Annotated in this window: 12 protein-coding genes; 5 read left to right on the plus strand and 7 right to left on the minus strand. The window is 53.6% G+C overall.

The window, feature by feature from the left end:
• Positions 1–110: 110 nt before the first annotated feature.
• Both AC1Z36_RS09505 and AC1Z36_RS09510 read left to right on the plus strand, forming a co-directional pair.
• Positions 111–641 (plus strand): hypothetical protein, encoded by a 531-nt coding sequence (locus AC1Z36_RS09505; protein WP_483561224.1) that lies wholly within the window; start codon positions 111–113, stop codon positions 639–641.
• Positions 642–959: 318 nt separating this feature from the next.
• Positions 960–2129: an SIR2 family protein gene (locus tag AC1Z36_RS09510; RefSeq protein ID WP_483561225.1), complete on the plus strand. Its 1170-nt coding sequence runs from the start codon at positions 960–962 to the stop codon at positions 2127–2129.
• Positions 2130–2186: 57 nt separating this feature from the next.
• On the opposite strand, the gene AC1Z36_RS09515 is transcribed toward AC1Z36_RS09510, so the two are convergent.
• The 7 genes from AC1Z36_RS09515 to AC1Z36_RS09545 form a co-directional block, all read right to left on the minus strand.
• Positions 2187–2489: a hypothetical protein gene (locus AC1Z36_RS09515; RefSeq protein ID WP_483561226.1), complete on the minus strand. Its 303-nt coding sequence runs from the start codon at positions 2487–2489 to the stop codon at positions 2187–2189.
• Between the two features lie 338 nt (positions 2490–2827).
• Entirely contained in the window at positions 2828–4849 is a 2022-nt protein-coding gene (locus AC1Z36_RS09520) for a hypothetical protein (RefSeq protein WP_483561227.1), read from the minus strand.
• A gap of 229 nt (positions 4850–5078) precedes the next feature.
• Entirely contained in the window at positions 5079–5252 is a 174-nt protein-coding gene (locus AC1Z36_RS09525) for a hypothetical protein (RefSeq protein WP_483561228.1), read from the minus strand.
• 421 nt (positions 5253–5673) lie between these two features.
• Positions 5674–5958 carry a hypothetical protein gene (locus AC1Z36_RS09530; RefSeq protein WP_483561229.1) on the minus strand — a complete coding sequence of 95 codons (285 nt, stop codon included), beginning with the start codon at positions 5956–5958 and terminating at the stop codon, positions 5674–5676.
• Positions 5959–6211: 253 nt separating this feature from the next.
• Positions 6212–7738, minus strand: a complete 1527-nt coding sequence (locus tag AC1Z36_RS09535) for a recombinase family protein (protein WP_483561230.1) — start codon at positions 7736–7738, stop codon at positions 6212–6214.
• Entirely contained in the window at positions 7704–8252 is a 549-nt protein-coding gene (locus tag AC1Z36_RS09540; protein ID WP_483561231.1) for an Rv3235 family protein, read from the minus strand. The genes AC1Z36_RS09535 and AC1Z36_RS09540 overlap by 35 nt, the downstream gene beginning before the upstream one ends.
• Before the next feature lie 40 nt (positions 8253–8292).
• Positions 8293–9015 (minus strand): hypothetical protein, encoded by a 723-nt coding sequence (locus AC1Z36_RS09545; RefSeq protein ID WP_146112239.1) that lies wholly within the window; start codon positions 9013–9015, stop codon positions 8293–8295.
• A 47-nt stretch (positions 9016–9062) separates the two neighbouring features.
• Here AC1Z36_RS09545 and AC1Z36_RS09550 point away from each other — a divergent pair, with 47 nt between their 5' ends.
• The 3 genes from AC1Z36_RS09550 (at position 9063) to AC1Z36_RS09560 (ending at position 11698) form a co-directional block, all read left to right on the plus strand.
• A complete protein-coding gene (locus AC1Z36_RS09550; RefSeq protein ID WP_402734767.1) occupies positions 9063–9698 on the plus strand; it encodes a hypothetical protein in 636 nt (211 codons plus the stop codon).
• A gap of 90 nt (positions 9699–9788) precedes the next feature.
• On the plus strand, positions 9789–10454 hold the full coding sequence (locus AC1Z36_RS09555; RefSeq protein WP_166650796.1) for a flagella basal body P-ring formation protein FlgA: 666 nt from the start codon (positions 9789–9791) through the stop codon (positions 10452–10454).
• Positions 10451–11698 carry a CpaE/TadZ family protein gene (locus AC1Z36_RS09560; RefSeq protein ID WP_483561232.1) on the plus strand — a complete coding sequence of 416 codons (1248 nt, stop codon included), beginning with the start codon at positions 10451–10453 and terminating at the stop codon, positions 11696–11698. Before AC1Z36_RS09555 ends, AC1Z36_RS09560 begins: the two co-directional genes overlap by 4 nt.
• Positions 11699–11710: the final 12 nt, after the last annotated feature.

The following is an 11710-nucleotide window of genomic DNA, read 5'->3' on the forward strand; positions in this document are numbered from 1 at the left end:
TTGAGGGTGGGTGCGTGGCATGTTCAGCCTGACCAGTAATATCCAGACTCAAACCTCCGTTGATACGCGTTTCCAGATACGCTCTGCTGACACTTCAAGAAAGGTTTGACATGAAATATTTGCCACTAGCCATACCGCTTGCCGGAGCGCTCTTGCTAACCGGCTGTTCCGGTCTCACGGAATCCGGCTCGGAACTGAACTCGAAGGTTCCGGAGTCCATCGGTGACTACAAGGTCATTACAGCGGAAGACGCTTCTCAGACCGGTTTCTGTGAAGGTGCCACTTCGAAGGAAGTGGTTGTCAATGATCGGGATTACTTCGGCCATTTCCTCTATGTCAAGGACGGCTTCAAGCTTCCTGAGACTCCGGGGCTTTGCTACGACCGGGATTGGGATGATGACACCTTGATTGACGGTGTTGTTGCATTCGAGATTTGGAATTACCCGGCAATCTTTGACGAAGGTTTGTGCGAGGAGCACTATAACGAGGATCGGCGTGAAGTTATTAAATGTAAGTTCGATGTTGACGAACACACCGTCTACGCTCAAGGCATCTTGACCGGTTCCAAAGGTGAATTCGAAGCTGAACTAAAAGAGCTGTCGGAGGAATTCCTCAAGAAAGCAGATCTCGAAACCCCTTAAGCTCTACAAGTCCATTTAACGGCCTCAAATCATCCGGTTAATACTTGGGGGTATCCGGACGGTTTGAGGCCGTCTGCGTTAACTGAGAAGGTTCCCCGTGCAACAAATTGAGAGGTGTGGACAGGGGTGTTGATAACACGCAATTGATTCTTGGAAATATGTCTCCATGAATGTCTTGTACCAAGTCAGAGCTTACTGATAACCGTTTCATGTGAAAACACTTTCGCGCGTGCTCCAAGACGTATTTTTGATTAGATGGATAGAACGTTCCGTGCCAAGGCATAGAGTTGTTGGAGGTTGAGGGAAAGGAAGCGCCTTATGGTTGAGAACAACGCGGGGAACAAAAAGAATCTCGCTGTCATTGCGGGGAATGGGCTTAGTGTCGCATTCTCACCGGAACTGGTCTTGGGGAAGATTACTGAGCGACTTTTGGAGAAGCTTACCGAGATTGCACCCAATGGAAATGATGTTCTTCGTGCGTTAGCCAAGGTTGCAACCCGCATTGAAGACAACGGGACATTTGACGTAAACGACTTCGAGCAACTCGTAGGAGCTTTCGAAAGTCAGGCGGCATTGCTCGAAGACCTCACAGAGTTAGCAGGACTAGCATCCAATGGTGGCACCGACCTCCAACAATCCCTAGAAGACGTTCAGCAATTCACGCGTCAGCTTCTGAGGATGGGTACAGGGATAGTCCTGAAGATTATTCTTGATTCTTCACCCACAAACTGGGATTCCACTAGCCATCTACATCCATTCTTCCGGGCCTTCTACCAAGAATTCACAGGGTCAATCACCTTCTCCAATCTCAACTATGACTACTTGGTCTTAGCGACGTTGAGAATGTTGGACTTTTCCTTCTGCGATATGGCCGACCCTCGGAAGCCAGCGCAAATTACTTTCACGGATGATGAGCTCGGAGAGCACGTAGTTATTGAGCGGGCTAGAGGGTATGAGCTGAGAGAAGACCTCAGCTTCCCGCCAGATAGGCGAATCCGGTTGATCCATCCACACGGTTCGTTTGCGTACTGGCAAAACACCAATACAGGTGCTGTCGTGAAATTCCCTATCGAGTCTCTTAGGCGACACAACATCCTGACTGATATGGATGACGGATCAAAACATATGATGCCGGTGGTTGTACTTGCCAATTCCCGTGAGAAGCCCAGACGTGTTCTGGAGCAACCGTTCAAACTAGCCTATGAGGCCATGGCTCAAGGCTTGCTGAACTCGAAGCATTGGCTAATCGTGGGATACAGCTTCCGGGACGAATCTGTGAATGCCGAACTCCGAAAAGCGTTCCTTCGTCATGACCCCAAACCTAAGATTCTCATAAGCACTTTTGGACAGGTCTTGAAACGTTCCGACGTTGAAGAAGCTATTGGCTGGGGTGCTGAAGACGGTAGCTCATTTTCAACTATCAGTTTTGACCGTGAAGGCGTTGTAGGTATCGAAACCCGTGATCCTTGGTCGATTTTCATTTCGTAACTGAACGCTTGCCGTAATGCAAAGAAGATCACCTCTTCCGGGGTGGTCTTCTTCGCGTTATCCGGTGTAGTACATCTCTGCCAGCTTAGAGCGGCGACTAATAATTGCTCGGTCATACGAGCTACTCAGTTCTTTCCGGGCTTCGAACTCGGCAAGATCTTCCTCGGTAGTTTCCCACGGGATCGGAGCAAGAGTGTTGATCTTGTCTCGGTTGGTCTCCAACCCACGGACCTTAGCATCCGTGAAGTGTCTGAAGACAACCTCAGACCATTCCCCGGTTGAATATTCTCCGTGCCAAATCCTGTAGTAGACCGGAGTGATCTGGATTCCGTTGATGGTTCGTGTTTCTAGCTTGTTCATATTCGCTCCTCAGCGATAGTCATTGGTAGGAGCGTCGTTTCGTCGTTAAGTCTCTGATTCTGCGGTGTTGCACACTCACACTGCACACCGGGGGTGCCCATCTCTCTATAGGGATTATTTTTTTTTTGGATTTTTTTGTTTCCCTATAGGGGTTACAGCTAATAAGAGTGTGAAGTGTGCAAATAATAATATAAGTAAGTAGTAAGAAGTAGAAGAAGGGTAGAAAAAGCCCGGAATCTCGGGGTTTTCGAGACCTCCAAGAAATTTCGAAGTTCTTGCAGACCTCCTCGCACACCCTCCGAATCTGCCCGGAAAGTGTGTGAGAGGTCTGCATCAGATTAGAAATTCTCGACGTTCACCGATGCCGCTTGGTTCTGAAGCTCAGGATTTGACACCCGAATCCAGTAAGTGACCTGCTGGATTCCACGTAGAGTGATGCGGTCTTCCTTGCGGATGGTCACTCCGAGACGTGTCCATTCGCCTTGGGCACGAGTCAACATCCCGCCAAGCTTCTGGGGATTGATGGTTTCGCGCTCGGTAGCACCAAACTGGAGACGGCTACCTACGCTCAAACCGTTGTACGCGTTCAACAGTTCCTTGGCTCCAATGATGCCTTCGTAGGCTCCATCCTCGGATACGTAGGTTCCATAGCGGCGAACCAGCGCGGTAGCTGTCAACAGAAGTGGATCATCGAGCAACTCTTCTGTGGCCTGATTGAGTGTGGAGATGTATCGAGCAATACCGTTGGTGTTCCAGAGCTGATCCAAGGCCCAAAGCACTCGGGCGTAATCCTGCATACGCATTCCCGTTGGGCCATCAGACGGCCATACGGGAGCCTGTTCAAGTAACGGTAGGACATTGGCAATCAAGGTCAGGAGAGCGCCGTAGATTGCCGGGTGTGCCTTCACGATGTCGGTTTTCAGGCTGGCTCCGGTCATCTGCTTCAAGACTCCGGCATTCAGATTCACGGTAACCATACGGCTCTTCAAGTCTCCTCGGAGCTGTCCGGTTTCGATGCCGTTGAGGATCAGGCTGGAATTCACTTTCAATGTCACAACGTCTGAGTCCGTGCGTAGCTTTCGCTTTTCGTGTGTGGTGCCGTAGACCACTTTGCAAAGAAGGTCTGACAGGTCTTCCGAAATCTTGGACACGTTGTCATACATCGTGACGCGTGCCTTGGACATGGCAACCATCACATCATCTTCGTTGTCCTTGAAGCCTCCGACCTCTCCAAGCTCCAGACCACCTTCAACAGCGAACTTGACCGCCTTGGTTGCCGTTGACTTTCCGGAACCCTGCGTAGCCAAGAGCATTAGGATAGGGCTGTCATGTTTCGGGATCAGGTGGTTGATCATCCAAGCCACCACCAGAGGCCAATCCTCATTCTGTGCGTTGATGTACGGCAGAAGGTGGGTATCAAGTGTTGCTCGGGCATCCTTGAGCTTGACCTCCTGCGGATTGTTGATCGGCAAGGTTGCTTCGTTGCGGAGGAAGGCATGTCCCAAGTTGTACGGAAGAGAGTTCTCGATAGTCCACGAGCCGTCTTCGATGACCGCGACGTTGCCATTCTCGGTGCCAAGGTCGATCCAGATCTTTCCGGAAAGATCTTGGAAGGTTCGGTTCGAGATGGTGAGGATGTGCGGGGAAGCTGAAGCAAGACCGGCTAGGGTTTCTGCAACATCTCGGACATCCTTAGACGGGACAACCTTCTTGGTGCGCTCGTAGTAAGTGCGGGTCATCCAGTGACGAAGCTCGGTCGAGCCGATTTCGTATGCGCGGCTGGTTAGCTTGGCGGTAGAGTTCGGGAGAAGGAACAACGTTGCGTTGTCGCGGGTACGTGCCAGCGTGAAGCTACTTTGAACCATGTTGAAGAGCATGGTTGCTTCGTCATCCTCGTCGCCGGAGTCCTCGAAGGTTTCGGCCTGTTCTGCCTGATCGGTAATCATGAGGTGACCGATGCCCATAATCGATGGCATCAGGTCTGTTCCGAAGTGCTCGATGGTGTCCTTGATCGATGCCCCCGGCTCGGTCTGCGGCGCGGTGAACGTTGCGTTGATGTTGGGCGCAAACTCCTTCAGCGCGGTGCAAAGCTTCTGCACCTTCTCGCTGGCTTGGATGTATCGTGCCATGAGAAGGACAATCGTCTTCTTGCGAAGGCTACTGCCCAGCTCGTTCAATTCTTTCTCTGCAAGACCTTTGGCCGGGGTCCATCCGGTGAGCGGTGCTCCTTCGATGCTGTAGACGTGAGCACTGAAGCCTAGTTCTGAGATCGCTTTCGCGTCTTCCTTGGTCTCAACTAGGAAGTGGACGTCTGGTTCGGTGGTGCCGTAGTGGTGGTCTGTCAGGGTGGTCTTAGCCATTTTGTTTCTCCAATTTTCTTTTTCGGTCTGCCCCGGTTGGGCAAGCCGTAAGTTGTGTTCGTCGTTATGTCGTTCATCCGTGGAATGCCCCTTCCGGGGTTTTGCGCTACAGGTGGACTGAATTATTTCTCGTTGGCTCTACGAATGAGCTTTTTCATGTGGCGGATACGTGCGATTCTGAGTGCCGTTGGGAGCAAAAGTGCTCCGGCAATGTAGAAGAGGATGGACACTAGGCGGCTTCTCCGTTCGTTAGGATGACTTCCTTCATCTCGGCAATGAGTTTGCGGTCTGCGGCAATCTTGGTTTCCCACTTCTCAATACGCTTCTCGGCCATAGCCTTTCGGTATTTGGCGGTAGACAGCTCTGAGCGGGGTTGGCGGGTTTGTACTGTTTCGTACTTCATGAAAAGTCCTTAAATAGACGTGTAGACCCTCGGGGTCTTAACTAATGATTTGAAAAGGCCCAATTAAGGGCCGTGTTCCTCAAACGAGTGTTACTTGTTGTATCTGTCATCCGTAGTGAGGCCGTCCGCAAAGAGACAGTGAAACCGAACGGCCTCACAAGATAAGGAGAATGAAACAGTCCAAACCAAGAACCACCAAGGTTTGAGGAGAAAAGCGAACTACCGGGAAATATCGCCTGAAGCGTGAGTTTCAATTAGCAAGGGAAGTAGCTTCAAGACAGCGCATCGGTTTTTGTTCGTACTACTATTGTACCACAGGTTTTGAAGGGTGTGCATTGTACTCTCGTTCGGAGTGTCTTGCAAGACCGTTTCAAAAACTTTTTTGCGTTTTACCCCATGTATAACATCGGGGTCTTCGAATTTATTCCCCGGCTCCAGCGCGGGAGTTGTAGAAGTCCACTAGGCCCTGAGCCATGGCATGAGCTGTGGAGCTGAAGACAGGCTCGGAGTACGATTCCTCGGTCTTGAAAGATTCGGACTTGCTAGCGTCTACTAGGGCAAGTTGTTCAAGGGTGCTCAGGCTGTCAACCAGTGCCTCGAATTTCTCCTGAAGAACAGACATTGCGGCAACGTGGGCTTCGCTTCGGAAGTCACCATCCCAGATTCCGTTGACGAAGTTCTGTGGGTGGGTTGCGGATTCGGTCATTTGAATTTCCTTTCGGTTGGTTGTGCCCGGTTGGGCGGTGCCGGAATAGCTTATCCACAACCATTCGGACCAGTCAAACGTGAACTAACCTGAGTTCTATTATCTATAAAAAGTCCTAGTCAGAAATAGGTTAGGGGGTCACTGTATGTGATAGGTGTAGAGGTAGCCCGTATGTCTATCCACAGGTAGTCCAAGCGGATAAATGTAAGAAGAGGCCCACAAAGGAGCCTCTTCGAAGGTGATATTCGGTTTGTCAAGGTTTGGATGAAGGTTCAGTTACGAAAATCTGCTCAAGCAACTGCGCCTCAAGATGTCGGAGCTTGTTCTCCTCAGTAAGGTGTCCGGCAATTTCCGGGTGCGGTGCGAGAACTATGGTCTCCGGGTCGAACCCGACCTTGCCGCGTGGCGAAGGGTAGATGGTTATCGAATCCCAGATGATCTTCACGAACAATCGACGCTTCTCCAAAGGAATCAAATTCCACATCTCGGCCCGGTCTTCATCGGATTTCGTGATCACAGACAACCAGCTGAAATCCTCGCCAAAGATCGATGATTGCTCGGCAGACTCGATCTGACGGAGAAGTTCGGCTTCCCGCTGTTCATGCCTACGGCGGGGTTCCCGGTATTCACTCGGTCGGAAACCTTCGGCGGCGGCTTCGGCTTGCCACTCTTCCCAATCCTTTGACTCCTTATATAGGTCTTGGCGTAGCTGGTCCAACTTATCCGTCTCCACCCCCAGAGTTCCGAGAACTTCGGGCATGGACAATGCCATGAGGGTTTCATCCCTCACGTAGTCATCCGCGTAGTCAGCACGCTTGGTATTGTGCTTCTCCGTACTGCAACGGTAAGTGGCGATAGTTCCCTCGCTAGAGGTGTATTGCGATTGACCAACGGTTCTAGAAGGCTTCCCTGCATCCAAGCATGTTCCGCATTGGGCAACGGAAGATAGAAGATTCTCCCGCTTCAAGCCTTTGCGCGTGCGCGTCTTGGTCTTGAGCTTGAGTTGTAAGGCCTCGAACGTCGCAACGTCGATGATTGGTGCCCAACTTGCGGGGTATTCATCAACAATGAACTGGCCGGGGTTTTCCTTATCTTCCCTCTTATATACACGGATAGCGCAGATTCGTTTGTTCCGGAGAATTGCGCCAAGGCTTGAGATGGTCCATTCGGCGGTACGGTTCCCGCCCTTGACCGGGGTTAGGCCTTTGCTGTTCAGATCTCGGCAAGCGTCGGCAATGGAGGCACCTTGCATGATGCGATTGATGACGTGCTTCAGGCCGTCTGATTCCTCTTTATTAAGGGAGCCGTCTAGCTCATGGCCGAAAGGTCGGTTTCCTTTGTTCCAATAATGCTTACCGGCTTCAGCGGATTGCTTGTTCTTTGCACGTTGACGTTCGGCTTTACGCTCTACCTCGGCTGTTGCCCAAGCAACGATAGTTCGGGCAAGTGCTCGGCCTGTGGAGGTCTTGAGATCCAAGTCTCCGGCTGTAACCTGATAGACGTTCTTCTCGGTGTTGAGAATTTTCTCAAGGTCACTTGTCATGCGAACCAAGCGGTCAAGGTGCCACACAACAAGGTTCGGGCATTCGTGTTTCAGTACCTTATTAAAGGCAGGGCGAGTTTTTCCGCTTGTTGCACTAATGTCGTTGTCTTGGAAGACCTCTAGAATGTTGTGCCCGTTGCTTGCGGCCCATTCCCGAATCTCGGCTTCCTGACGTTGAACTCCAAGCTTCTCGCCGGAAGCATCAAGGGAAATACGGGTGTACGCGATCATGTCCATAACCAAATCCTAGCACTACAGGGTTTAAGTGTTGGTCTGGTTTCAGAGCCACGGCACGGACGCGGTATTTAAAGCCCAAGATGACGGTGCATTCCCAAGAACCTGATATGCACCGGTCCAGGTGCAATGAGATGATCTGCCCGTGTGCCGTGCCCGGCAGCGGCTCGAGCGTGTAGCACTGGGTCTCCAGGAGGGCCCGGCGCCGGAGCTTGGCAATGCAAGAGGGCTCCATCACGAATGCCAGCTGATTCACGGTGCGGTACCCAGCCACGATTTCGAAGACCGCGCGGGCTACTGCATGCGAAATCTCAACGATGGCCCGGTGCTCGCTGCGGTAGACAGCAGAGCGATGGAAGATATTGTCCATTGCCCGACGCAGGTGAGCCGGAGCCTGGCAAGGCTCGGCGGCCGAGGTGGCGCCAGCCGGGTTCGGGTCTGGGAGGTTGGCTGCGTAGATGTCCGGTTGATAGTAGCCGGTGTTGGCGCTACGGGGGCTGATGGCGATGGTGCTCATGATGACTCCTAGTTGGGCGTGGGGAAGTTCTTGAATGCGCTTAGCCGGCTGGCGGTAGTTCAAGTACCGTTCCAACTCGCAGCAGGTCCGGGTCGGTGCCGATGGACTTCTTGTTGCGTTGATAGATCTTTGGCCAATAGGCAGAAATTTCTTCCACGGTGGCCTGGGCACCTAGATGTTCTGCCGCTATGGTCCACAGATTCTGCCCTTCAGCGACGACAACTTCTGTGCGTTGCACCGAACGTTGGCCTGGATTCCTGGCCCCGGGGGATACCAGTGGGCTCAGGGGAACGCTCATGGATTCGGGGAACCATTGCGGGCTCGGTACGGAGTTTTGCTGCGGGCCTGCATAGCTGGCTAGTTCTTGGCTGGCGTTTTCCGCCGGGACCTGTGCCAGGGAAACTGCCAGTGGTTCACCCGCGTAGGCTGCAGCGACTGAAGAGAGGGCAATCGAGGTTCCAAGCATTGAGCCTAGAATTCTTCTGCTCAGTGCGGGGGCGATTCGTTCGAAGAACCGCGCTAGCTTCGGCTTGCGGTGGGTGAACGCCCAGCGGATCATCTGGGCCAAGGCCACGCGCAGCAAGTACAGCGTAAGTAACGCCAGGAACGAAAGGCTGACGAGAAGCCTTATGTGGTCCGCTGTGGCGAGCCCATCGACTGGGGACCGGAAGTAATCAGATATCCACTGGATTCCCACATAGATAATGACCAATGACGCTGCCGAAAAGAGCAGCAGCACGAATATTTGCCGTTGGCGAGACACCCGAATCACTTCCTTGAATGAATTTTGATGTCATTTGATGTTGTTTGATGTTCATAGTGACACTTAGAGATCGTTTTGTGAATAGGGTTACGCAAAAATGTTTATTCTCGTACAGTGGGCGCATGCGGTGGGATTCACTCTTCGACGACTTGGAGGCTCAGCTAGCAGAACAGAGCCGGGCGCAGCTGCGTGAAGAAATTGCCGAAAACATCAGGGTTGAACGGGCAACTGCCGAACTGCTGCCTACTCTGATGCGGTTCTACGGACACGAATTGAGCCTCCGGCTGGCCGGGGGAAGCGAACTCCGCGCGAAGCTCGGCCCTTGCGCGACCGATTACATCTGCCTGGAAACAGAGCAGGCCCAATGGGTGATCCGCAGTGGAGCGATTGAATCCTTTGCCCTTCCGCCGAGGCGCGCACCTGCGGTGGAACGGCGGGCGCCGGGCCGCTCGGTGAAGTTTTCCTCGGTTCTGCGGGGATTGCTCCGGGACCGCGCACGATGCCATGTTTTTGGCCGTGCGGGCAGCTCCATGGCTGAAGGAACTCTGACTCAGGTAGCCAAGGATTTTTTGATTATTCTGGTGCATCCTCGCGATGAATTCGCCAGAGCCCAGCAGGCCTCAACGCAACTGCTGATTCCACTGGATGCTATCGGATGGGTCGAAGCGATCACTCTTTCGTGATCCACAAGTGCACGCAAGGTCTTTCCAGCAGGACCAAGTTGTCGTAGGCTCACCATCCATAAGCACCTATGCTGGCGGAAGGTCAAAGCCTTGATCACAGAACAGATCGCCCAGGACGCGCGGACAACCTCGGCCTCGCGTGTGCGACGGCCTAGTTGGAAGGACCCACGCCTGGCTCTCGGCGCGGTGCTCGTAGTCGCTTCGGTCGCGGGAACCGTGTACCTGGTCGGCGAATTGCATCAGACGTCCACGGTGTATGTCGCCAGCACCAATATCACCCTCGGAGAAAAGCTGACCAGCGAGAACATGAAAACTCAAGAAGTCCAGCTTGGCGAAACTCTCGAGAACTACCTGCACACAGATGCGCAGCTCGGCCAGGACGCCCGAGCGAACACCTTTATCAGCGAAGGGCAGCTGATTCCAGTCACCTCGATAATGCACAGTGAAGTGGGATCGCGCAGGCCGGTCAATGTCGATCTTCCGGCAGACCTTTCTTCGTCGATTACCCCCGGTAGCTTTGTTGACGTATGGATTGCCAAACGCGAAACCAGCGGCAGCACCTACGGAGTCCCGGAAAAGCTCTCCTCCATGGTCGAAGTCGCCGCACGCGTTGAAAGCGGCGGGGGACTGGTGGGAACCCAAGGCACCAACCTGGAACTGCTGGTGGAACCGAATCAGCTTGAACCGCTGCTTCAAGCGCTGGCAAACGAATCGAGAATTATCGTCGTCTACAACCCGGCCGGGACCGAACAATGAGTATTTCGGTCGTAGTGCTCGGCGACCAGGAGAAAATCGTCCGGCAAATCGAAGGGTACCGCGGGGAACTGATGGTCACCCGCGTCTGCTCCGGCATAGCCGAAGCCATTGCCGCTTGCGATACCGGAATGGCTGATGTGCTGATCGTTGCCGACGCCCAGCTGGTGCCGCCCATGGAACAACTTGATGCGTTGCTGATGCGCCAGACAGCGGTTGTCCTGTTCTTTGCCCGGCCCGAAGACTGGAAGCCATTGCCTGATGTCCTTCATCTGCCTGCGGATTCCGGCATGGCCGAGCTGGAAGGACGCATCAGGGGCGTAGTTCAGTCATTGAATCATTCTGGAACCGACGGAACGCTCGCGGTTCCCGAACCGGAGGACGACTCTACGGGCCGGAACGGAAGAATCGTCAGCTTCTGGAGCGCCCCTGGATCTCCCGGGCGCAGTACCGTCGCGCTGAATTATGCGGTGGAAACGGCGGCAGCAGGAAAAACCGTGGTGCTTCTGGACGCAGATACCTACGCCGCCAGCATCGCCATTCAATTGGGGCTCATGGACGAATCGGCATCCATCGCGCAGTTGTGCCGTGCCATCGACGCCGGCTCGATGGATGTTGCCCGACTCAACGCTGCATGTTCCTTGGTCCAGGTCGGGGAGGCGACCATGCGCGTGGCGACCGGAATCCCGCGTGCTAGCCGGTGGCCCGAGGTCCGGGCCTCGGCGCTGCGGCGAGCGGCCATGCTGCTCAAAGTTCACTACGACCTGGTCGTATTGGATTTGGCTCCGTACATTGAATTGGACGAACAGCTCAGTTTCGATACCCAAGCACCACAGCGAAACGCTGTCACCGTCGAGATGCTCCAGTGCTCCGATGAGCTTTTCATGATCGTGCGTGCCGACAGCTTGGGAATTCCGCGTGCACTTCGCGCCATCGACGAATTGGAGGATGCACTGCCCGGGCTGAATCCGAAAATCGTCTTCAACCGCGTGGGAGCCAGCAGTACCGGGCGCAGCCCGAAGCGCAGGTTGATTGAAGCGTGGGACCGGTTTGGGCCGACGCACCAAATCGCAGGGTATCTGCCCGAGGACAGCGCCGCGTGCAACGCGGCAGTGCTGGGAGGAAGCCCATTGCTCGAAATCGCACCTCGGTGCCTATTGCGTATGGAAATACGGTCTTTGGCCGGCATAAATTCCACGGATTCACCCAAGAAATGGAATAGTCGTCGATTTCACTCCGAAGCTTGAACCCCAGAGGTG

It is taken from the genome of Glutamicibacter sp. BS14 (assembly GCF_056934375.1).

What these genes read in the sequence shown, in the direction of transcription:
- AC1Z36_RS09520 (WP_483561227.1), bottom strand. Translation starts at nt 4,849, where the DNA reads ATGGCTAAGACCACCCTGACAGACCACCACTACGGCACCACCGAACCA.
- AC1Z36_RS09550 (WP_402734767.1), top strand. Translation starts at nt 9,063, where the DNA reads ATGTTCATAGTGACACTTAGAGATCGTTTTGTGAATAGGGTTACGCAA.
- AC1Z36_RS09525 (WP_483561228.1), bottom strand. Translation starts at nt 5,252, where the DNA reads ATGAAGTACGAAACAGTACAAACCCGCCAACCCCGCTCAGAGCTGTCT.
- AC1Z36_RS09505 (WP_483561224.1), top strand. Translation starts at nt 111, where the DNA reads ATGAAATATTTGCCACTAGCCATACCGCTTGCCGGAGCGCTCTTGCTA.
- AC1Z36_RS09540 (WP_483561231.1), bottom strand. Translation starts at nt 8,252, where the DNA reads ATGAGCACCATCGCCATCAGCCCCCGTAGCGCCAACACCGGCTACTAT.
- AC1Z36_RS09530 (WP_483561229.1), bottom strand. Translation starts at nt 5,958, where the DNA reads ATGACCGAATCCGCAACCCACCCACAGAACTTCGTCAACGGAATCTGG.
- AC1Z36_RS09560 (WP_483561232.1), top strand. Translation starts at nt 10,451, where the DNA reads ATGAGTATTTCGGTCGTAGTGCTCGGCGACCAGGAGAAAATCGTCCGG.
- AC1Z36_RS09515 (WP_483561226.1), bottom strand. Translation starts at nt 2,489, where the DNA reads ATGAACAAGCTAGAAACACGAACCATCAACGGAATCCAGATCACTCCG.
- AC1Z36_RS09535 (WP_483561230.1), bottom strand. Translation starts at nt 7,738, where the DNA reads ATGGACATGATCGCGTACACCCGTATTTCCCTTGATGCTTCCGGCGAG.
- AC1Z36_RS09510 (WP_483561225.1), top strand. Translation starts at nt 960, where the DNA reads ATGGTTGAGAACAACGCGGGGAACAAAAAGAATCTCGCTGTCATTGCG.